Origin of the sequence: Halobacteriovorax sp. JY17 (assembly GCF_002753895.1) — a bacterium.
Lineage (GTDB): Bacteria > Bdellovibrionota > Bacteriovoracia > Bacteriovoracales > Bacteriovoracaceae > Halobacteriovorax.
The window spans coordinates 1,047,776-1,069,575 of sequence record NZ_NJER01000001.1 but is presented as its reverse complement, the minus strand read 5'-3'; the positions used below and the strand labels follow the sequence as shown (position 1 = coordinate 1,069,575).

Genomic DNA, 21,800 nt, shown 5'->3' with positions numbered 1-21,800 from the left:
TTATAGTTGATTCTTTTTGTCGGAGAAAGATGTCAGAAATTGTGTGATGTCATTTTGAAATTTAATTTCTAAACTATTTAAATAAACGTAAACAAAGGAATTGTTTTGATAAAGAAATCATTAGTTATAGCTTCTCTCGTTCTTGGTTCAAGTGCCATGGCATCTTCTCCAAAGTTTCATCAAGGAAGATTAATTGTTAAATTAAAAGAGGGAAGTTCTCTTCCTGCAAATGATTTAATAAAGTCTTCAATGCACCTTTTTAAAAATACTTATATTGTAAGAACAAAGAATGTCTTAGAACTCGAAAGAGACCTAAAGACTTCAAGTGCCATTCTCTCGGTTAATAAAGACTTCTATGCTAAGAGGGAAGAGCTTCCAAAGGCGTTAAATCCTCATAAAGTTGCCCACGGATTTAACAAAGGCTCTGGTCCATTTAATGATCCAAAGGTTAGTAAACTTTGGGGATTTAAACCAGCTGATAGTAAGGGAATGAATGTCTTTGCTGCCTACGAAAATTACGATAGCTCTAACTCTGAGAAAATTATTGTCGCAGTAGTAGATACTGGTGTTGATTATAATCACGAAGATCTAAGAGAGGTGATGTGGACAAACTCTGGAGAAATTCCTGGCAATGGAATCGATGATGATGGCAATGGTTACATTGACGATATTCACGGAATTAATACTCTTGTACGCGATGACGAGGGAAATGCCACGATGGATATTATGGATGGGCATAGTCATGGTACTCACGTTTCGGGAACTATTGCGGCTAAACAAAATAATGGAAAGGGAATTGCCGGTGTAGCATCAAATGTAGAGATTATGGGAATCAGAACAGTTCCAAATAGCTCTGATGAAACAGATGTTGATGTGGCAGAAGCGTTCATGTATGCAGCGAAGAATGGTGCGAGAGTGATTAATTGCTCTTTTGGAAAGTCTCATAATGAAGGTGGAATGCTGGTTAAAGAAGTTATCGACTATATTGGTTCTGAGTATGGAGTTCTAGTTGTTGCAGCAGCGGGAAATAGTTCTCAAAATATAGACACACGTCTTACTTATCCAGCATCATTTGAATCAGAAAGTCTATTAGTTGTTGCCTCTAATTCAAAATTAGGAATGTCTTACTTTTCTAATTATGGAATTAAGAATGTTGATGTCATCGCTCCTGGATCGTCGATTTATTCAACTGTTCCTGGAAATAGATATTCTTCAATGTCTGGAACTTCTATGGCCTCACCTAATACTGCTGGTGTTGCCGCAGAGATCCTTTCTAGAAATCCTAACTTGTCTCCAGTGCAATTGAAAAATATCATTATGGATACAGTGAGTAAGAGTAGAAGTTTCTCTACTAAAGTCGCTTCAGGTGGACTTGTCGATTTGGCCGCAGCTGTTAAGCAATAATTAAATTTAAATGTATAAAGAAGAGAAGGGACCAATTGGTCCCTTTTTTATTACCAGTCAAATAATAAACTAGGATAGTCGTAGTCTTCCTCTACTACCCAGATAGGGGAATTTGTAGGAGGAGGAGACTTTAATAATTCAGATCTAAATATATTCCTTAGGTAATTGAAGCCATTCCCAAATTGTTCGTCTTCAATAATATCCCAACCATTTGTACATCTAAAATTATAATCAGCTACGGGGATTGTATCCAGACAGTACTGGGAAATCTTTTTTAGATCATCTGACTTAACATAGGTTCCAATCTCATTACCTAATGAAAAGTCATAGAGATTCATATTACCACCATACATTTGTATCTTTGAGCATTCATCTGAAGAGATTTGAATCGTGGCATCAGAAGCCGAAAAGCCTGTTACCTCATGCAGCCTGTCTTCACTTCCAAAGACGGCAAAATCACCAATTGCAATAGAGGCACTTGGATCATTACTTAGTTGTACAACACAGTCTGCGCCCACATATGTGGCATTTAGGATCGGAGAACTGAAAGTCGCTGCAGTTAAGTGTGGCCTATTTGAATAGAATGTATCTATAAGATCTGGAGCCGTTGCATTATTTAATCCTACAATTGGCCCAGTATCTGAGCTTATAGGATTTCCTGATATGGAAGCTACTTGAATAACGTTCTTAATTTTTCCTGTGGTTTCATTCTTTCCAACTATACCTCCAATATTTGAGTTAGGCGTATAGTTAATAATGATACTTGAATATGGATTATTAATAACATTCTCAACGCGACCGTGGTTATATCCAACGATTCCTCCAATTGAGTTTCCTTCGTAATTTAAGTGGATCGTTGAAGAGGAGGAAACCTCTGAGACAACCCCCAAGACATTATTGTATCCAGTGACAGCGCCAAGATTATTAGTTGTCGCCGTTATATCGAAGTAGCCATTACTGACACTTTTAGTGATGAGCCCACTATTTTGTCCAGCAATTCCGCCAACACTATCTGTTCCTATCACTCCAATTCCAAAGTTATACTTTGAATTCTTAATGATTGCCCCAGGGCCATTATTACCAACAATTCCACCAATATTAATTCCTCCAGTGGTTTTAGAGGCGATGACATTTATATTGTCGAGAAGACCAAGGTTTGTGCCCGCGAGAGTTCCAACATTTGTTGCAAAAAAAGACTCAATATCTAGTCCTATAATATTTAAATTTTCAATAACTCCATTGGTCCCAATAGTTTTTATAAGGGCATAGTCATCTACGGAGGCATTACCCATAAAGAGATCGTGAATGGCGTAGCCATTACCGTTGAGTTTATTAGTGAAATTGACTGAAGAGTCAGTTTCTGTAAATTCGCGGAGATTAATATTATTTGAGAGAATGAAGTTCTTCCCAGAGTGATTCTTAAGATCTCTAAACTGTGTAGGAGAGCAAATTTCAATAGGAGAGTTTGCGCTTCCTCTTCCAGCTGCAATTTGTAGAGAGATAGGATCGTAGTTAATACTTGCCACACAGTGGTCTAATTCAGGAGTTTCCCAAGAGAGTCTTGGAAGGGAGCCTTCTATTTGAGCTTGCCATATCGTTCCCCAGCTCCAGCCTGTGGCAAGCGAGATTGAAAAGTACTGAGTTTCGAGAGTAGAGTAACTTATTAAACTTCCTGTTAACCCGCCTTGGGATAAGTCAACACCAACACCATAAGAGTCTGGAGATGTTGTCCCAGCTTGCAGACCGGCCATTTGGCCGACATTACATCCTGTGGGGCAAGAAGATTTAGTACTTCCTGCGAAGTAGGAATTGGAGATCACATTTGAACCAGATGCGTTTCCAACGAGTCCGCCTAGATTTATCGCTGGTCCTGGATGAGCTGTGTATAGTGCCATCAGAGAGTAGCTGTCTAGTATCGAAGAGTTTGTTGGGAGATAGCCGGTGATCCCACCAATATTTGTTCCCGATACTACAATTCCACCATTTGATTTTGATTCAATAATATCTCCTGACATTTGCTTTCCACTAATTCCTCCAATATAAGAAGGCGCAGTTGCTTGATTACCGCTTGTGGTTATACTTCCTGTAAAAGAAGATGAGAGGATAGAGGCTTCACTATTACCAACGAGCCCTCCAATATAGTCACCGTCCCCTTCAACTTCAAACCTAAGGGCATGGTTGCCTGAAAAGTTAAAGTTCATGGCAAGCTGACCAGCAAGTCCTCCAACATAGACTGGAGCAGAGCTATTGCTGCCTGCAATAAAGCCCTTATGAGCAATGACGTTAGTTATTGAAGAGGATGCACCTTCGGCGTGACCAGCGATCGCTCCGACATAGGCGCTACCTTCAATTTCAATATTTTCAACTCTAAGATTGGAGACATTTCCTTGAAGTTTTCTAAAAATTCCTAGGTAGGAAAAGTCATCTTCCATTAGAAAGATATTTCTCATCCAATGTCCATTCCCGTTGAAATTACCCATGAATACGTTAGGAGTCGTGATTGGTGATCCACAACTAGGGTTGGAGTCTAGTCCTCCAAAAGGGACGATGGAGGTTCCAAGGTCAGAGCAAGCAATACTTCCTAGAGGATCGTTTACTCCTGAAGAATATCCTCCAAAGTCTAAGTCTCTTAGTAACTCAAAGTTACTTGAGAGAAGTCCTGTATCATCTCCAACAGAATTAAATTGTTCTGGAGTACAAATCCCGTAAGGGTCATCCGTAGTTCCTGATCCTGTCGAGAATTCTCCGACAACAGGACTTGCTAAATTACATGCATTTGCAGAAGTTAGTAGGTGATGAACAAAGAATTTCTCTACTGTTGAGTCAGTGTACGAATATGTTCGAAGGTTTCCATTTAAAATTGCTTCGTTTGGAGCGTAGAGTCCATTTTTATAAATGTCGTCAACAAAGCCTCTTGTCTCTCCACATGCTTGATCAAAGTATCCTCTTAAGATTGTTCTAAATGGTGTACTTCCATTTCCTAGGGGAAGGTTTAAATCATCACTATTTAAATGCGACTCTATTCCTGGACCTGGGTCGACTATACATTCTGAAATGAGAGGTGAGTTTGATAGAGAAAAGTCTCCGGCATCACCTTCAATAAATTCTGGAAGTATCACTCGATAAGACCTAAGGTGACCTATATTGTGATTGGCTGGGTCCGGCGCACATGGAACTGAAGTTGTTAAATTTGAAAGATCTTTACAACTACTTAGGTTCAACTTTGGAAAGGTGTATTCTGCTGCGACGTAGTTGTTAGTTGGAGAGAAGTCTGTTTGAGCACAGTTTAGATTTGATAAACTTAAGTCAATTGAAAGCTCTCCTCCTGCAAGTATATTTCCTTTTGAAGTAGCACAACTTGTGACACCATCTATATTTAGGCCGCTTAAGCTATTCCATGTGATGGCATAGAAGTCCCAAGTATCATTTCTAAGCTCTAGTTCTAGGTCTCCTGCAATTGAATTTAAATTCACAGAAAAGCTTGCACCCGAAGAAGCTTTTCCCCAAAGCATTGCTCCACCAGTACTTGTTGTTAATCCGGATATTCCACTTAAAACGAGTTTAAAGTCAGCACTTGTTTGTCCGCCTTTCTTGGAACAAGAAGCAGTTAGAAGTAGAAGAGTGATAAGAGTGAGAAATTTCAAAACTATGTCCTTTATTAGTTACACTAAAGTACTTAATTTATCGGTATCTATATAATAAAGTTTATTTGAAAATGATGAAAAAAGTGTCATAAGCCACCAAGAATTGGTGGCCTATATTTGAGTAAGTGACTTGTTTAATTGTCTACGGAGCAGTGATTGTTGTGGTTTCTATTACATTTCTACCTAGAGGCGGATTTATAATTTCAATAGTCCAGACATCACTAGTAGCTTGAGCACCATCTGGTGTACACATAAGCATGGTAAAAGTAGGGTCAAAGTTACAAGACGCGGTTCCAGATACGCCAGTTGTTCCTACATTAGTTGTAGACCCTGGATAAACGCCCGCGACTGGCACTGTGAATAAAGTTGTTGATCCTGATTGGATAGGAGGGGGTGGCCCCATGTAAAGAGCCTCATAGTCTTGATCTCCAAATAATCTCAAGCTTCCTTTATTTTGCCCTGAACCTGGAATTTCACTAGTTGCAACCAAGGTATTTGTAAATACTTGTGGAGAACCTAGAATTGTTGTTGGAATAGAAAAATTAAAAAGAGTTCCTTCTGTAAGTTGATCTTGGGAAACGGCAGCCATTTCATCGTAATTTCTAAAGCTAAGTGGATCAATTGTTATAGCATTGAAACTAGTATCCCAAGTTATCTGAGTACAGCCATTAGAACTAATAAAACTATTGCTCATAGTATAGACCGAAGTAAAGTTATGGGCGTAAACGTAGTTCACTGAATCTGGAAAGAGAGAAGTTGCATCGCCTAATAAGAATTGATGAACCTCATTTAGATCAGCTAAGCAGCCTGATACTCCATTCAATCTAGAGTTCCAATCATCAAAGAAATCCATTGTTCTCTTATATGCCTGATAAGTGACGTTAGGTCCAAAGCCAGCAAAGAGTCTTGAGTCATGCATAGACATTGGTGCTAGGTGAGTAGGAACGGCTTCACGAAGTTTTGGAAATTGTAGTTGATTCATTGCAAGAGTTGATGGGGAAATATCAAGAGGATTTGTAAATCCTGTTGATGTCGAAGGAGTTCCATCATAACTAAAGTCTTGATGTGTATCTGTATTTGTTTCGAAATCAATATGGCCACTCAAAAGCTGAGCAGAGTCATAGTGTTTTGAAGAAGTGTAGATCAGGGAGTCGGTGATTTGAGCTGCATAGACATCACCATGTTCTATAGGTACTGCTTGATCGTTATAATATCTAGCTGTCCAGAGCTTTACATTTTGAACACTATTATCACTTACTAGATAAGACCATTGTTTTCTCTGTGAGTTTTGTCCACCATAATTTTGAACGTCATAGATATTGGATTCAAACTTTAAATGGTCAGAGTCTTGAGCGTCGAAGTAAGCTTCAACTCGGTGATCTTCATTAACATCTATATGATTTGATCTGTAGAAGCCAGCGAATTTATTTCCAGTGCAATTGAATTCATAGAATTCACGCATCTGCCCTTCTTCATAGAAAGCAACTCTCTTTTCAAAAATATTTGGATTCTCTACAGTTCCAAAACCTGTCATCCAACTCGTCATTGGAATTTTTCCAGAGGAAAATCTAAATTCTATAATGTCTCTATCTCCTAGGTCGTATTGAAACGAGCCAGAAGTTGGAATTTCAGAACACGTTTCATAACCAGCTCTAAAAAGTATCGCACCTAGGTGACCGTGAAAAGCTCCTGCAATTTCTCCGTAGAGACCAGAGTTTCTCTTCCATGGTGATTCAGCTTCTCTTCCCATATCGAGTGCTGTACTCCCAGGAGTAATTGATCCGGAAAGATTACTACTTGGTCTTAGATTGGTTACAGTTAAGCCAGGGATAAATCCTGCGTTTGTGAGTGCGGTGTTAAGTGAATTTACTATATCATTAGTCGTTGTATACGTTGGAAGATTGTCGAATTGAGGACAGTAATTAATTGTAAAAGTCTTTGTCGCGCTATCAAATGTTGTAGCTGTAGGGCATTCTGACCCAAAATTGTTAAAATTAAAGCTTATGCTATTGAAGATATCAGTCTGTGATGTAGACTCGATAGCTATTATTTCATCCGCGGCATCTGAGATGGGAATTGATAGCTTAGCCTTTGAACCTAGGGTCCAAGGACTCGTAAGGTTTTGAGAACCTACAATATTATTAAAGGCCTCTCTGGTATTTTGATAGTTATCACCACCACCGCCGGATTCCGTAGGATCGTCATAGCGATATTGAATTGTTTGAGCAGGAGGGAGCATTCCACTATTAGCAAAAGTATTATCTCCAATTCCAGCGTAATTGTCAGCGAAGAAGAAAGATGTTTGACCTGCTGATGGGCCAGCGAAAACTTGAGAGTCAGCTAAAGGTCGTCCCGTAAGGTTTGAAGCTTGAAAGAGGTAAGTTGACTCAAGGTCATCAAACTCACAATTTAGTCCTTCATAGGCCGCAATAAGAAATGGAAAATTTCCATTTGAATTTAACGGTAGTTTATAATTTGTGATGTAGTCAGAGTTTGTTAAGTTAATGTCTTTTATACAAGCAGAGGAGAGACTTGATAACTCAGCTCCATTGGACAAGTTCATACCTTTGAAGACAATTCTATAACTTAAATTACTTCCTTGTTGTAATGGATTGGATGAACATGATGAGTTGTCATCAACAATGTTCGATAGATTCGAACATGCCACTAGTCTTAAAGTATTAAATTGATCAGTCGTAATATTTTCAGGAGTACTAAAGAAACTTAGAGTACAAGTTGCAGGACTTAAGTTTAAATCAACAACAACTTCTTCACCTTCAATTTTAGCATTTGAAAGGGCACATCTATTCTTTCCTGTTAGTGGGCCAAGTCCATTTTCATTTTCCCATGTAATCGCCGCAAATTCCCAGTCTCCAGGAGAGAGTTCTATATCAGTTGATTCCGTTCCAAGTTGGAGTCCCATTTGGAAGGCTTCACCAGTTGAGCTCTTTCCTGTGATGATCGCCCCACCTGCTGTTGTCAGTCCTGCTGTTATGGCAGAAGAGAGTAACCTTAGTTTGGCAGGAGTTCCCGCGCCTTTTTTAGAGCACGCTGAAAAAATGAGTATTAGAGTAAGAAATAGAAACTTCTTCATGGGTAGATTTCCTTATTAACCATATAGACTGTTAAGTTCATCGGTTCTTTATAGGATAATCTTTATTTATGAAAACAATAAAAGATCACTTAAGTAATTGAAAATGTGACAATAGATAGGGGAAGAGTGGCCTAAAATTGTGTCACAGTGTTGAAATTTAGGTAAAATTAAGGAGCGTTCTTTAGTTTTATTTAGTCGTCTAAATTGTCCCAATCAATATCTTTTCCAATAGTGACACCTGAAATTGAGAGTTGCTTCTCTTTTTTGATAAATGGAAAGGAAAGTGTTTCAACGCCTTCAAATTCTTGTTCAAAAGCAATGGTAATTGTCTTGGGCATTGTCTCTTGTAGGGAGGTTAAAAAGTAATTCTTTGGAAGACTGGCCATGATGTCTTCTTCACCTTCTTCAAGATCTATGAACTCCATAGGTTTTGACGAAGTATTTTTGACTATGATGGCACCTTTTAATTTCTCGGCCTTAATATCTTTAGTTAAATTCCATGACCCAATGTGAAAGAAGTCTAGGAAGAACATAGATTTTCCGTATTTGAGCTTTCTTGGCACTTGTAAGGATTGCATGAATTTTCTAGTTGATGGGTCTTTTGATTTCTTCGAGAGCTTATCTGCTAGCTGGCTATCTTCGATTCTAAGGATGTAAGCCCCTGGATTCTTTGTAGATTGAAAGAGAATATATTGGAACGCAACGCTGAATAAGGTAAATAGCTTGTGTTGATCCAAATGAATATGTGGAATTTCGCACTCAACTAGGGTTTTTACAGATTCGTATAGGTCTTCTTTGCTTAAGTCGCCTTTCATAAAAAGTTTGATCCGTCTTTTGAATTTTAAATATTAGAATGTTTCCTTAATTAAGGATTATGTAACATATTGTCAACGATCTAAGGGAGAAAGTGCAATAATTTTCTGGATTTGATTCAACTTGCCGATTGACTCATGCCCTTAATTTCTCTAAGATGCCACTTTGAAAATATACATTTTATTATTATGAATTAGTCTAATATAACCTCAATTGGAGCAGACATGATCAACAACAAATTGATGGCGAAAACCAGAAATATTGGTATTTCGGCACACATTGACTCAGGTAAGACAACTCTTACTGAACGTATCCTTTTTTACTGTGACATGATCCACAAAATCGAAGATGTTCGTGGTGGTGGTGCTGGTGCAACTATGGACCACATGGAACTTGAAAAAGAAAAAGGTATTACAATTACTTCAGCAGCAACGACTGTTTTCTGGAAAGGTATTTCTGGTAAAGGGACAACTTTTGCTGACGGTATTGAAAAAGATACTAAAATTAATATTATCGATACTCCGGGTCACGTTGACTTCACTGTTGAAGTTGAAAGATCTCTAAGAGTTCTTGACGGCGCGATCCTAGTTCTTTGTTCTGTTTCAGGTGTTCAGTCACAGTCAATTACTGTTGATAGACAAATGAAGAGATACAACGTTCCAAGACTTGCTTTCTTAAATAAGATGGACAGAATGGGTGCAAGTGCATTTAACGGTAGAGATGCTTTAGTTGAAAAACTAAACCACAATGCTGTTCTTATGCAATGTCCGATTGGAGCTGAAGAAAACTTTAATGGTGTTGTAGATCTTATCACTAAGAAAGCTTATTACTTTGATGGTGATAACGGTGAAAAAATCAGAGAAGAAGAGTGTCCAGCTGATCTAGCTGAAAAAGTTGAAGAACTACGTTCTGAAATGATTGATAAAGTTGCGGAGTACGACGACGCAGTTATGGAAAATTACCTAGAAGGTAACGAGCCAACTGAAGAAGAGCTTCACAAGTGTATTAAGATTGGTGTTCAGTCTCTTGCTCTTACTCCTGTATACATGGGTTCTGCCTTTAAAAATAAAGGTGTTCAAGTTCTTCTTGAAGCGGTTACAAGATACCTTCCTTCACCTCTTACTTGCGTTCCTCCAACTGCTAAAACAGAGAATGACGAAGTTATCGCTATTAATCCAGATCCAGCAGAAGAATTACTTGCTATGGCATTTAAGATCACTGATGAGCAATTCGGACAATTAACATATACAAGAATTTATAGAGGAACTCTTAATAAGGGTGAAACTGTATTCAACTCAAGAACTGGTAAGAAAGTTAGAGTTGGTAGAATGGTTAGAATGAACTCAAATGATAGAGAAAATATTGATTCTGCTCACGCAGGTGATATCATTGCTATCGTTGGTATTGACTGTGCTTCAGGTGACACTTTTGTTGGTGACTCTGACACAATCGGACTTTCTCTAGAAGGTATTCACGTACCAGTAGCGGTAATCGAGCTTTCAATTTCTTGTAAAGATAAGAACGAGCAAGCGAAGATGTCTAAAGGTCTTGCGAAATTCCTTAAAGAAGATCCAACTTTCCACGTTTTCACTGATGAAGAATCAGGTGAAACAAGAATTGCTGGTATGGGTGAGCTACACCTTGAAATTTACGTAGAAAGACTTAAGCGTGAATTCGGTGCAGAAGTTATCGTAGGTGCTCCTCAGGTTAACTACAGAGAAACAATTAGAACTGAAACACCTTTTGAGTATACTCACAAGAAGCAAACAGGTGGTTCTGGTCAATTCGGTCAAGTCGTTGGTGTTCTTAAGCCACTTACAGCTGATAGAAAAGATAAAGAAGATCAGGTTTTCAAGTTTAATAATGAAATTAAAGGTGGATCAATTCCTAACGAATTTATCGGTGCCTGTGAAAAAGGTTTCCAAGACGTTATGGACAAAGGTCCTCTTGCAGCTTTCCCAGTTATTGACTGTGAAATCTTCCTACAAGACGGTAAATACCATGATGTGGATTCATCAGATATGGCCTTTAGAATTGCTGCTAGACAAGCGATGAGAAAAGCGATTAACGCTGCTCAACCAGTTCTTATGGAGCCAATTATGAAAGTTGAAGTAACAACTCCTGATGAGTATCAGGGTGGTGTTATTGGAGATATTTCTTCTAGAAGAGGGATGATCCAAGGTTCTGAAACTGATCCAGGTGGAGAGATTATCGTTAACGCTGAAGTTCCACTTTCTGAGATGTTTGGTTATTCAAATGACCTAAGATCAATGTCTGCTGGTAAAGCAACTTACACAATGGAATTCTCAAGATACCACGATTGTCCTTCGAACATCCAATCTGATGTTATGAAGGCCAGAGCTGAGAAGCTTGCTAACGACGATTAGAACGCGAGCAAAAATCAAAAAACAATTTTTAATGAAGGCCTATCCTAGTGATAGGCCTTTTTTTATCTGTTAAAATTTCAAGGTGATTTTTAAATCCATTCATAGATGCTAAGAATTTTGAATATGAAAATTTTAGTTGTATCCCTTTCTCTCTTATTTTTGAATAACTCTTTCGCTACCAGTAAGGCAGTATATGGAAGTGATGACCGAAGAGAGTATCATGAAGTCTCTGCGTCCTATCAAAAGCTTGCCGACGCTACTGCAGGAATGATTAAGCGCTCTTCACTCAAAGATAGAGGAGACCACTTCTCTTTCTCTCTAAAGAAGCTGGGCGAGCAAATTATGGGAAATCAATTTCGAAATGGTTATCTCTGTAGCGATGAAAAATTCTATTCACAAGAAACTCTCACCACTTGTTCCGGTTTTCTAATTTCTAAAGATACGCTCTTAACTGCTGGCCACTGCGTGACAGGAGAAGCTGCTTGTAAGAATTATGTGTGGAGCTTTGGACTGGAACTCAGTAAAGTTCGATCAGGTGAGCTCTCAAAAAATGAAGTCTATGGATGTAAGAGAGTAATTAAAAGAGGTATGAATCCTAGGGACTTTGCTCTTATAAAGTTAGATCGTCCCGTTTTAAATATCTCTCCACTTAAACTTTCTAAGAAGGAAGTTAGAGTTGGAGACTCTGTCTTTTCTATAGGGCACCCTTCTAATCTACCACTTAAGCTGGCCATGTCAGGAAAGGTAAAGAGCAAGAGTGAGAACTCTTTTAAAACAGACCTAGATACTTTTGCTGGAAACTCTGGCTCTCCCGTTCTTTTACAATCTACGAATGAAGTGGTGGGCATCCTTGTAAGGGGAGCAGAGGATTATGTGAAAGACCTTGATAGAGGTTGTTTTGTAGTCAACCGCTGCGAAGATGTTGGTTCTGGAGCAGATTGCCAGGGTGAGAGTGTGACTCCTGTAAGAGACCTTTTAAAGTAGTTGATCATTTCTAAGTATCTAAAATTACGAACTTCTAAAGTCCATAGTATAGTTGACCGATTAGCTCTTGTACTATGGATAAACTAAAAAGCTTAATTCTATTTTTGACTCTATTTATTGGGCAAGCTCAGGCCCTAGAGGGGATTAATGTGCTTGGCTTAGTTGAGAGCTCTCTAAAGGAATTGAATGATCCTTTTCGAATTAAGTGTGGGCAAGATATTCAAGAGAAGTCTGAATGTCCTTATATGGCGAGGCAGTTTGAACACGATAGCCAGACAGGATTATTCTTTTGGATGCTTAGTGATTCGCCGTGGGAGTCTTGTAAGAAAACTGTTCCAAGTATTGATGCAATTTCTTCAAGTGATTTAGAAAAGGCCTATGCTGGAAGCACTCAAAGAGATTTAGGGATAAGGGAAGATTATTTTTCTAAAACTTTTAATAAGTGCTTTGATCAGAATTATAAATCGAGCAAGCAAGTTGAAACTCAAAAGAAAGTGGCCCTTTCAATGAGCTATAATTACTTAAATAAAATTGGAGAGAATACTCAAAAACTCTCAAGAGAAATTATTCAAATTAATTCAGTCATTGGAAATAAATTAGACGATGGTCTTCCTTGTGGAAAATATAATCTTCCAAAGAATGCTCATCTCTGTGAGAAGTTAAAGAGTGAGAGCTGTGGGCCTCAAAATGGTTTAGCTGAACTTTCAGATCACCTCTTTGAAGATGCTATCGCTCCTATAATTGCGATTTCTAAGAAGATGAAAGAAGTTAGGAGAAAGTATAATGGCAGAGGTGGAAGTGTTATACGACAAAAGAAATTGCGAGAGCTAAAATCTGCTATCGCCTTTATTAAGGCCGAGAACTCTCTCTTGCAAGGAGATAAGACCGTTGAATATATTGAAAGAATCGTTGAGGGAGATATAGAATCTCCGTCTAGAATTAATTTTAAGAAAGTTCTTAAAGACCAGCTCATTAGCAATAAGAGAGCATTAAAAGAAAAAATAGATAAGCACTTCTCTATGGGGAATTGTATTCTCTATGGTGATGATGGCAATTGCGATGAGTTTGAAGATGAGTTTAGAAAAATTCCTTATCAATCAACTTCCTTTGATTTTAAGAGAGACGAAATTTTAGCGAGTCCTAAATCTAGAGAGCAGCAGCTTGCAAGAGAGGAACTCTATCAACTTCCAGAGTGTTTAGATCGAACGAGAGACTTAAAGAATGACTTCAACTCTTTTGCTGCAAAGACAAGTTTAAATATTGGTTTGACTCTTGTTACCGGTGGAGCGGCTCTCGCTGTTAGGGCCGGCCAACTTGGACGTATTGCTTTGACTGTTAGGGCAGCCGCTATCGGAGCAGATTCAACATTTCTCTATAAGAGTATTGATGAGTCGATGGATATCTGTAATGAAGAACTTAATAAATTAGAAGTTGTAAATAATGAGGGAAGTGCATTTTCATGTCCAAAGAAAGCTGATGAAGGAATTCATTATTTAAAGAAGAGAGATATGAAAGCTTGTGTGACAGCTTCTCTTTTAAGTTCTCTCGACGCCCTCCCATTTCTACCTGCGTTTAGTGGACAAATAGCGAGAGCAATTCACGATCCCTTTATTCCAAAGGCAACGTTTAAAGCAACTAAAGAAGAAAGTGATATTCTACAAAGTAGTGTCTTTAGAAGATGTATCGGAAATAGAAGTTCAAAAGGTTGTGCAAATTTTTCTGCCGAAAACTCAAAGACAATTGAAGGAATGCATAAGAAGTGTCTCGATCCAAAAATTCTAAGTGCAAATAAAGAAATGTGTATAGGGTTAGAGACGTTTGCAAATAATAATTCAGTCTTAAGGCTTTCCGAAATGGTTCCTGAAGGTTCTCGAGGGAAGTCAGTTGTTGTAGAGTTTAATTCGGGACGAGGACATATTACACTTCGCTACTTTAAAGAAGTTGAAGAAAATGGAGAGAAAGTAATGAAGGCCTTTTCATTCGATGGTTCCTCATGGCTTCTTCCAAGGAGAGTGAATGGTAGAACATTTGCGAGTAATAAGAAAGCTGATAGTTTTGAGAGTTTGGATCAAGTTGTTCCTGGTTCTCACTATGTTCTAGATATATCTCCTGCTCAACTTGAAACTATTCATCAAGTTGCTAAAAAGGGAGGAATCTCTAAGGCCTGTACTCACGATGCTCGTATTGCTCTAGACGAGGCGGGGATACTCTCTATGCCAAAAGGGCTTTCAAAAACTTTTGATAAAATTACAATAAAGAAACTTGCTAAAGATTTAACTGCTAAGTATGGCCCTCCAAAGCATAGTACAATTAAGGCCCTGGAAGATGGGCTTGAGAGTAGTAAAGCAGGATTTAGTAATGAGCAGTGGAAGACATTTGCTGTCACTGAACTTGGATGGTTAGTGCTCACTCCAGTTGCTGTTGGTGGAGTTTATCCTGCGGGAGCCGTTGTCGGTGGAATGACTACGATTGTTGTCGTTGATCAAGCAGGTGAAACCATCGCAATGACTAGAGATAAGTTCAATGAATTAATAGATGAGTTAAAAAAACAATAGGAGTATATCCGTGAAGAAGAAAATTATTTGGTTAATCGTTCTTTCAAGTTCCATTGCTTACGCTGGAAAGACGGAAGAAAGTTTTGAAGAGCTAAAAGATACAATTCATAAAGTGAAAGTATTAGATGAGGCAAAGTCAGGGCCTAATAGTATTAACTATGAATGTCAGCACTGTTTAACTGAGGTTGAGGTCGAAGGAGCAATAGTCTTAGATAAAGAAGAAGTCGTTATGGATAGAACCATGTTTAATAAAGGAACAAACGACAATGAATTTATAATCCAAAGAACTAAAGACACTCCTGATGATGTAACAATTAAATTTAAAGAGAAATACAGAGTTTGCCAAAAAACAGTGGCCCATCAGAATCCTCTTTCAGGACAAATTGGTTTTAGTTGTTTATTTTCAACAACTGAATATAGAGAGGAAACAATTCAATTAGATTTTTCAGATAGAAAGCTTGAAGGTGAGAGTGAAGTGATTAAAGTTCGCTTAGTTAAGTTAGACTCTAGGAATAAGGGTTTTATAAATGCGAGCTTTAAAGATCAGACAGGTAGAGGAATTTCTAGCAATAGAGGAAGTAAATTTCTATTTTTTGGAACTAAGTATAGCTTGAAGTAAGTAATATCAGAGGTTTATTGATGACGTAAATTTTACTTCATTCAACCTTAAAGATTTAAATTGATGTATCATGCGACGCATTAATTTAAAATTTGAGGTTTATATGAAAAAAATTACAAGTGCCGTGTGCCTTATTCTTCTAGTCTCGAGCTCTGCTCTAGCAGCTACCCCTAAAGTGATTTATGGACAAGATGATAGAAAAGAGGTTTCAGAGTATCCAAATCGAAATATTCAAAAACTTGCTAACTCCGTTGCTGGAAGAGTTAGTGATTATAGTCTCTATACATCAAGAATTAGTGGCTTTTCTGATTACTCAAGAACAACTCTAGACGAAGCAATAAATGCTTGTCCGGGGGAGCGCTTTGCTGATCAACCAGTTCTTATGAGTTGTACAGGGTTCCTAGTTGGCGACGATCTTCTCGTTACAGCGGGACATTGCATGAGATCATATAGTGACTGCGCTTCTAATCAGTGGGTTTTTGGTTTCACTGCTGGAAAGAGTTTAATCTCCAATAATGATATTTACCAATGTGCAGGAATTGTTGCAAAGGAAGAGGTAAGTATCCCTCTACTTGGCACAACTGATTACGCCATTATTAAACTTGACCGTAAGGTTAGAGGAAGAACTCCTTTAAAGTTTAGAACAAAGGGAAGAGTGAAAAATGGAACTGAAGTTCTAGTGATTGGCCACCCAATGGGACTTCCATTAAAGATAGCTGACAACGCGACAGTTTCAGGATCATTTGGAAAAACATTTAAGACTGACCTTGATACTTACGGTGGAAACTCTGGCTCTCCGGTTCTAGACGCAAATACAGGACTTGTGGAAGGAATTCTGGTTCAGGGCTCACAAGACTTATCCTATGGGAGCTGTACTAGTAGTCGAATGGATGATGGGGCAAACGAAATTGTTTACAAAATTACACGTCTTAAAGCATTGCAGAAGCTAGCTGACGACGGTAAGTTATAGAATCTTTTTCGGCCCGAGTCTGGGCCGAATATTTTTACACAATCAAATTATTTTTCTTGAACTAATTATCTTTATAAGTTATACCTAATGTTCTTTAACTTATTTCAAGGAATTATCATGATTGAGACTTCTCAATTACAGACGTTGGTGGCCGTAGCTAGGGCAAAGAGTTTCTCTAAAGCTGCAGAAGACTTAAGTGTCACTCAATCAGCAATCTCACAGAGTATAAAGAATCTTGAAAATAAAATTGAAGTGAAACTCTTTAAGCGTTCGGGTAAGAAGGTGGTTCTTACACCAGAAGGTGAAAAATTATTTGCTCTCGCTTCAAACTTCTTAGGAAGTCTTGGAGATACACTTGAAGAGATTCAAAATGATAAAGAAAGTATGTCTGGAAAAGTTCGAATTGGAACACTTACTGGTGTAGGTAAATCTTGGCTTGCTCACGAAATGCTTGAGTACGCTAAGAAGTGGGAAGATCTAACGGTTCAAATTACTCTCGGTTTTCAAGAAGACCTTGTTCGTGCATTTGAAAGTTATCAGCTAGATTTCTTAATTCTACCTGAAGAGTCACTTCCATCTGTAGGAGAGAAAACTCTTCTAAGTGAAGAGGTCTCAACTGTTGTTTATCCAAAAGATACGGACTTTGACATTGACCCTGAGAATATTACTCTTGAAGATATTTCAACTCTTCCAACAATTCTCTTTGAACAAGAAGATCACTTACTACAGAAGTGGTGTAGAGATATTTTTGGAAAATTTCCAAAGAAGTTAAATGTTCGCTACGCTATAAATTCTCACGGAAATATGCTTCAAGCTGTTCAACAAGGAATGGGAATGGCCGTTGTTCCAAAGCACGTTCTTGGTAGGTCCTATTTTAAAGATAAAGTAAATACACTTGGTGAGAAGTTTGAAGTATCTAATGGGAAATTCTATATTGTTCATCATAAAGGTAGTGAAGAATTACTTAGAATTCAATCTACGTTAGCAATGCTAACAAATGGTGAGAACCCACTTAACTAAATGTCTAAAACAATAGACCTCGCGAAATTTAAAACGATTCTACCAAGGGAGCTATTGGACTTTTCAGAACTCCTTTTGAATTGGGGTTATGTTCTCACTCTTGTAGGTGGAGCTGTTCGAGACTTCGCTCTCTATGGAAGCTTGTCTAAGGATCTTGATTTCGAAGTACGATCAGTTGTAGAGGTTGATACTTCTTGTTGGGAAGAGAAGTTTAAAAGTTTGGGGCTAAAGATAGAACAGTTGCCAAATGCAAAGGTTGAAGTCTTAAGATTTAATATCATGAGAGTTCAAATCAATACTCTTGATCTCGAAATTTCTAGTCCTCGAATCGAAATTTATGATGATAGGAAAGATACTTTTGGCCATTCAGATTTCTCCGTAAAGTTTTCTAGTAATTATAGTTATGAAGAGTCTTTTGCTAGAAGAGACTTTAGCCTCAATGCCCTTGGTATTGAGTTTGGAAAAGAGTTAAAGTTTATTGATCCATTTAATGGAATGAAGTCTATAGAAAGCAAAGAACTCGATTACATCACAAGTGATTTCTTTAAAGATCCTGTTCGTTTCCTTAGAACTCTTAGATTCAAGGTTGCTCATAAGCTATCTTTAAGTCGAAGACTTAAAGATGATCTTGTTTACTTTAATCTAGAGAAACTCTCTCTACATTACTTTAAGCAGGAGGGAGCTAAGATTGGATTAGAGAAACTTCTCTATGAGATGGACTTTGCTCGTAGGAAGTTTGCAGTGAAGCTTCCTGAATGGGCGAGCACTTTTGATGAAGTTGCAATCTTTAAGCTTTCTCCTTGTGACGAATTAATTGATCTCGTGATGAACTACTCTATTCAGGAGGGGGCGTCTATTGAGACTCTTAAAAAACTTGGACAAAGTTTTACAGTTAAACAAACTCTTTTAAAAACAATTATAAGTCTTAAGGGTCTCTATAAAATTGATCTTAAAAAATTTAAGAAGGAAATTCTAAAAAATGGCTTTGAACATTCAATTTTAGATGAGAGGTTCTTAGCAATCAGTCGCCTTCACAAAGAGAAGAATAAAATCCCTGAAGGAGTATTGAATTTCTATCTTTCTAAAGATCTACTTGAACTTCTAGATAGAGAAATTGAAAAGGATTCACTCTATCAGAAAACTCTTCCTACAATAAGTAAGCCTCAAATATCAATGCTAGGAATTTATTGTCATATAATTAAAAATATCTAAATTCTTGATATGATAATTAAATGGAAATTGTCTCTTACGCAAGTTTAAGCAAAGACATTCAAGAAAAGTACTTAGAAGAGATTAAAGAAATATTCTACACGTGCTCGTCAATTAAAGTATTCAAAGATGACAATCATAAGGAGAGTTTCTTTAATAAGTGGTGTGGTGATTATTTAAAATTTTCTCCAGATTACTTCTATCTCTATTTGATTGAGAAAAAAGTTGCTGGTTATCTCTCTGGTCATATGAATTCAGTAAAGGCCCTTGAGAACTTTATTATTCCAGGACCTGAACTTTTCAAAGATTGTTTTGAGAAGTTCCCCGCGCATTTTCACATTAACTGTAGCCCCCACCATCAAGGAAAAGGCGTAGGTAGGAAATTAGTTGAGCATTATCTACATGAACTGAATTGCTCACGTATTGACGGTGTCCATTTGATAACGTCTACCGACGCAGATAACCTTGGTTTCTATAGGGCCCTGGGATTTGAACACGAAGTCCCAAGGCCCTTTAAATCCCATGAACTCCTGCTTATGGGGAGGGCAATTTCTGCCTAAATAAATTGTGTAGCTTCGAATTCTGAATTATGGAATAATGTCTATAGGTAGGGAGTCAATAGAGGATACATCTATGGTTGATTTACATTCTATTCTAGCTGATCACAGATCTAAAACCTCTGGAGAGAATACTAAGCTTAGTGATTCTCGTGATTCAAGTCCTACTGTTTCAAAAATTCCAGATATTTTCTTTGATGATATTCTCACTCACTATAAATTGACTAGAGTTGAGATCATGGTTCTTATGTATCTTTATAGAAGAGTATGGTGTAGAGCAAATCTTTATAAAGAACATGGAATTTCACAGCTTATGAGCCATACGGAAATGGCCAAGCATTTAGGAATTACTCTCGAAGACATTTACCAATCACTAAGAAACTTAGAAGATTATAGTTTTATTTCAACTATTCGTTCTGGGCAGTATTTTGTAAGAAAGTACTTCACTAAAGAGTTTGACGAGCATTATGGTCAGTCTTATGATGACTTCGAAATCTAACTTTTATTTCTCATTGTAACTAATTGAAATTAATAGATAATTTATTGTCGACTATAGGACTTGTTTTGAATGAAATTACCTCGTATAATTTTATTTAAGAGGTAAGATGGCGGAAATAAAGAAGAATTCAAATATTATCGTATATTGCGGAAATGATAAGGGCTACTTCCATTCATTAGAGCAGCGTTTTAAGCAAAAGTACGAAGCTTTGAATTTCTCTATGGTTATCAGTTTCTCTCCCGATGAAAATGGTTACCTTCATTTACTCGTTGATATCTTAAAATTAAACCCTAAGATTATTTATATAGATTTTTCTGTTAACACGAAATGTTTTCTAAAACTTTCTAGGCAGCTTAAGAGACTTTCTACACTTGATACAGTTCCTATTGTAGGTCTTGTTGATAGTAAGAAGTATCTGAGAGAGTGTTCAGCTTCTGGTGTGGACTTCACTCATGTGAAGTGCGGTGAAATTCATGATGTGATTTATCATCCAATGTATCTGGCATTTGAAAAGCAGGTGGCCAAGCCAACATTTGCCAAAGGTAAGTTTAAAACTCCTGTAGAGGCAAGTTTAATTAATGATTTTAGAATAGGTTATATTACTCCTGAGTATATACGGGCCGAAGGAAACTTTTCTCAGTCGAAAGGGGATCAGCTTGAAGTTAAAACTTCCTTTCCAAGGGAGACGATTCCATCAAACCAATTTATTGTAAATAATGTTGTTACTAGTGATCTCTACTACGATTATGATTACGCTTATGAGCTTGGGATTAAGTTTGTAAGTGATCCTGTTATTGCAGAGTCTGATCTTGAGATGGCAAACTCTCTAGAAGATGAACAGGCAAAGAAAAATAGGCTTCTTGAGCTGCAAAATGATTTAAAGATTAGGCAAGGTGAGCATGCCGATGAGTTACGTGTTTGTAAGAAGAAACATCTTGCTTGGCTTGATGATAAGATAACATTTTCCAAACCTAAGAAGACGAAAATTCTCATAGTCGATGGAGAGATGAATTTCTTAGATTCTGTTAAGACATCACTTGATCAATTTCCTTATACTATTAGGCTTCAGACTGTCTTGACTGAGGATCTTAGCTCTCTTCAAAAAGTATTTCCACATCTAATAGGAATGAATTTAATTTCGAAGACTTTTCTTATGAAGTTTAATAATCCTAACCTCACCTTAGTAGAGAAGGAAGCTCTTGAAGAAGAGTTGAAAGAGCGTGAAACAAATTCTTTGAATCACTTAGGAAGACTTGTTAAAAGAGTTAAGAATACTGAGAATTATACCCCTTTTATTATAGTATTTAATTGTTTGAATTTTTCTTCAAAATCTTTGCAAGATACTTATGAGTATCCTTTGATCATTAGTCATAAAGGACATATGGATCTCGATTATATTTTAAAGATGGCCGAACTCTTTGAAAGGAAGCAGGAAGATAAATATAACGCAAAAGTTGAGGCGAAGATCGCTTCTCTAAGACAAAAAGATCCAAAGAAGTATGGAAGATTAACCAAAGCTGACTTTGAAGAGAAGCGCTACTATGTAAGTAAGCGTGATGATTTAAGTTTTCTCTCTATTACTCATGATATTGAGGTTATTACTATCTCTGAAACAGAAATTACTTTTGTTTCTGAGAGAGAGCTTTCGCCTACAACTTATAGAGTCTCGATGCCATTAAAGTGCGCCATAACTCTTGTTCCGACGGATGGAAATTACTATCAAAAAGATGGGCCTAATTTTATTTATAAAGGATTTATTCACTCTGTTGATGAAATTGACAAGAAAGGTATTAGAAAATTTGTTAATGAAACCTTCTTTGAAGACTTAAATCAAAAGAGAGATAAAGAATTAGAAGATTTTAAACACCTTAATGAGTCTATTCTAGAAGAGAAAATATCAAGCGGAGAAAAGTCTACGGAAGAGACTCTTGAGTCAATGAATGAAGTAGAGGAGCCCTCTGATAAGCCTGAGAAGGATAATACAAGCCTTGAATTTTCTCGGAAACTAAAAGACTAGAATATTTTTTCATGTACCAAAGATCTGT

14 protein-coding genes are annotated in these 21,800 nt (G+C 37.4%); 11 read left to right on the top strand and 3 right to left on the bottom strand.

Annotated elements, in window-relative coordinates:
- Positions 1–105 precede the first annotated feature (105 nt).
- On the top strand, positions 106–1,404 hold the full coding sequence (locus CES88_RS04780) for a S8 family peptidase (protein ID WP_290731702.1): 1,299 nt from the start codon (positions 106–108) through the stop codon (positions 1,402–1,404).
- 50 nt (positions 1,405–1,454) lie between these two features.
- Here the strand turns inward: CES88_RS04780 and CES88_RS04775 are convergent, their stop codons facing one another.
- The 3 genes from CES88_RS04775 to CES88_RS04765 all read right to left on the bottom strand — a co-directional run bounded on the left by CES88_RS04775 (position 1,455) and on the right by CES88_RS04765 (position 8,957).
- A complete protein-coding gene (locus CES88_RS04775; protein WP_290731699.1) occupies positions 1,455–5,048 on the bottom strand; it encodes a hypothetical protein in 3,594 nt (1,197 codons plus the stop codon).
- Between the two features lie 142 nt (positions 5,049–5,190).
- Positions 5,191–8,142 (bottom strand): hypothetical protein, encoded by a 2,952-nt coding sequence (locus CES88_RS04770; RefSeq protein WP_290731696.1) that lies wholly within the window; start codon positions 8,140–8,142, stop codon positions 5,191–5,193.
- 191 nt (positions 8,143–8,333) lie between these two features.
- Positions 8,334–8,957 (bottom strand): hypothetical protein, encoded by a 624-nt coding sequence (locus CES88_RS04765; protein WP_290731694.1) that lies wholly within the window; start codon positions 8,955–8,957, stop codon positions 8,334–8,336.
- Positions 8,958–9,179: 222 nt separating this feature from the next.
- On the opposite strand from CES88_RS04765, the gene fusA reads away from it, so the two are divergent.
- The 10 genes from fusA (at position 9,180) to CES88_RS04715 (ending at position 21,772) form a co-directional block, all read left to right on the top strand.
- A complete protein-coding gene (gene fusA / locus CES88_RS04760; protein ID WP_290731691.1) occupies positions 9,180–11,342 on the top strand; it encodes an elongation factor G in 2,163 nt (720 codons plus the stop codon).
- A 123-nt stretch (positions 11,343–11,465) separates the two neighbouring features.
- Positions 11,466–12,326, top strand: a complete 861-nt coding sequence (locus tag CES88_RS04755) for a serine protease (protein WP_290731688.1) — start codon at positions 11,466–11,468, stop codon at positions 12,324–12,326.
- A gap of 74 nt (positions 12,327–12,400) precedes the next feature.
- The gene (locus tag CES88_RS04750; RefSeq protein ID WP_290731686.1) at positions 12,401–14,881 is read left to right on the top strand and encodes a hypothetical protein; all 2,481 of its coding nucleotides are present in this window, start codon (positions 12,401–12,403) and stop codon (positions 14,879–14,881) included.
- A gap of 10 nt (positions 14,882–14,891) precedes the next feature.
- Positions 14,892–15,500: a hypothetical protein gene (locus CES88_RS04745; RefSeq protein ID WP_290731683.1), complete on the top strand. Its 609-nt coding sequence runs from the start codon at positions 14,892–14,894 to the stop codon at positions 15,498–15,500.
- A gap of 103 nt (positions 15,501–15,603) precedes the next feature.
- Entirely contained in the window at positions 15,604–16,470 is an 867-nt protein-coding gene (locus CES88_RS04740; protein WP_290731680.1) for a serine protease, read from the top strand.
- Between the two features lie 117 nt (positions 16,471–16,587).
- Entirely contained in the window at positions 16,588–17,490 is a 903-nt protein-coding gene (locus CES88_RS04735) for a LysR family transcriptional regulator (RefSeq protein ID WP_290731677.1), read from the top strand.
- Positions 17,491–18,702 (top strand): hypothetical protein, encoded by a 1,212-nt coding sequence (locus tag CES88_RS04730; protein ID WP_290731674.1) that lies wholly within the window; start codon positions 17,491–17,493, stop codon positions 18,700–18,702.
- 20 nt (positions 18,703–18,722) lie between these two features.
- The gene (locus CES88_RS04725; RefSeq protein ID WP_290731671.1) at positions 18,723–19,259 is read left to right on the top strand and encodes a GNAT family N-acetyltransferase; all 537 of its coding nucleotides are present in this window, start codon (positions 18,723–18,725) and stop codon (positions 19,257–19,259) included.
- A gap of 73 nt (positions 19,260–19,332) precedes the next feature.
- Entirely contained in the window at positions 19,333–19,755 is a 423-nt protein-coding gene (locus CES88_RS04720; protein ID WP_290731669.1) for a hypothetical protein, read from the top strand.
- A gap of 106 nt (positions 19,756–19,861) precedes the next feature.
- Positions 19,862–21,772: a hypothetical protein gene (locus CES88_RS04715; RefSeq protein ID WP_290731667.1), complete on the top strand. Its 1,911-nt coding sequence runs from the start codon at positions 19,862–19,864 to the stop codon at positions 21,770–21,772.
- The last annotated feature ends 28 nt before the right edge of the window (positions 21,773–21,800 follow it).

Bases quoted from the DNA above. Each gene is read 5' to 3' on its own strand.
- CES88_RS04770 (WP_290731696.1), bottom strand. From the start codon at position 8,142: ATGAAGAAGTTTCTATTTCTTACTCTAATACTCATTTTTTCAGCGTGC.
- CES88_RS04765 (WP_290731694.1), bottom strand. From the start codon at position 8,957: ATGAAAGGCGACTTAAGCAAAGAAGACCTATACGAATCTGTAAAAACC.
- fusA (WP_290731691.1), top strand. From the start codon at position 9,180: ATGATCAACAACAAATTGATGGCGAAAACCAGAAATATTGGTATTTCG.
- CES88_RS04755 (WP_290731688.1), top strand. From the start codon at position 11,466: ATGAAAATTTTAGTTGTATCCCTTTCTCTCTTATTTTTGAATAACTCT.
- CES88_RS04750 (WP_290731686.1), top strand. From the start codon at position 12,401: ATGGATAAACTAAAAAGCTTAATTCTATTTTTGACTCTATTTATTGGG.
- CES88_RS04740 (WP_290731680.1), top strand. From the start codon at position 15,604: ATGAAAAAAATTACAAGTGCCGTGTGCCTTATTCTTCTAGTCTCGAGC.
- CES88_RS04735 (WP_290731677.1), top strand. From the start codon at position 16,588: ATGATTGAGACTTCTCAATTACAGACGTTGGTGGCCGTAGCTAGGGCA.
- CES88_RS04730 (WP_290731674.1), top strand. From the start codon at position 17,491: ATGTCTAAAACAATAGACCTCGCGAAATTTAAAACGATTCTACCAAGG.
- CES88_RS04725 (WP_290731671.1), top strand. From the start codon at position 18,723: ATGGAAATTGTCTCTTACGCAAGTTTAAGCAAAGACATTCAAGAAAAG.
- CES88_RS04720 (WP_290731669.1), top strand. From the start codon at position 19,333: ATGGTTGATTTACATTCTATTCTAGCTGATCACAGATCTAAAACCTCT.
- CES88_RS04715 (WP_290731667.1), top strand. From the start codon at position 19,862: ATGGCGGAAATAAAGAAGAATTCAAATATTATCGTATATTGCGGAAAT.